1 protein-coding gene is annotated in these 584 nt (G+C 33.0%); it reads right to left on the minus strand.

Going from position 1 to position 584, the window contains the following annotated elements; all coding sequences use genetic code 11:
* Window positions 1-584 (minus strand): Ig-like domain-containing protein (locus BW716_RS37385; protein WP_179091426.1); only part of this gene is annotated, 584 nt, incomplete at both ends.

Genomic DNA, 584 nt, shown 5'->3' on the forward strand with positions numbered 1-584 from the left:
AAAACTACCCCCATTTTGAGAGGGATCAGGCCAATTTCCTGTTTGAAAAAAAGCGCTTGTAGTATTTTCATAAACATAAGAAAGCGATGCTCCACTTGCTGTTAAAGGTGAATTAGGATTTACATAAGTATTTGTAACAGGATTAAAACTTGATGAAGCACCATTCCAAAGAGATAAATTATCATCTGTAGTATTTGTAATTGTTACTTTTATGGTAGCTGTAGAAGTACCACTTGGTCCTGTAATTGTATAGTTAAAAGAAGATGAACCTGTAAATCCCTGTGCAGGATTAAAAGTTATAGTTTTATCCGGATTAATTATAGCAGTTCCCTCAGATGTTGCTGGATTAGAAATTGTTAAAGTAGTAACAGTTTCTTTTTTAACATCATTACTTAAAGGATTGATATTCACCGCCAACTCTTTTGTAGTGCTCACATAATCATTGATCGCTAATATTTTAGAAGAGTCAAAACTTGTGATAGTTCCTCTGATAAGAGGTACAACATTATTGGTATCAGTTCCCGTTTTTACTTCAAAAGTATTGTAAGTGCTATAAGAATAGACTCTTACATAAACGGTTTCAG

It is taken from the genome of [Flexibacter] sp. ATCC 35208 (genome assembly GCF_001975825.1).
Classification (GTDB): Bacteria; Bacteroidota; Bacteroidia; order Chitinophagales; family Chitinophagaceae; genus Chitinophaga.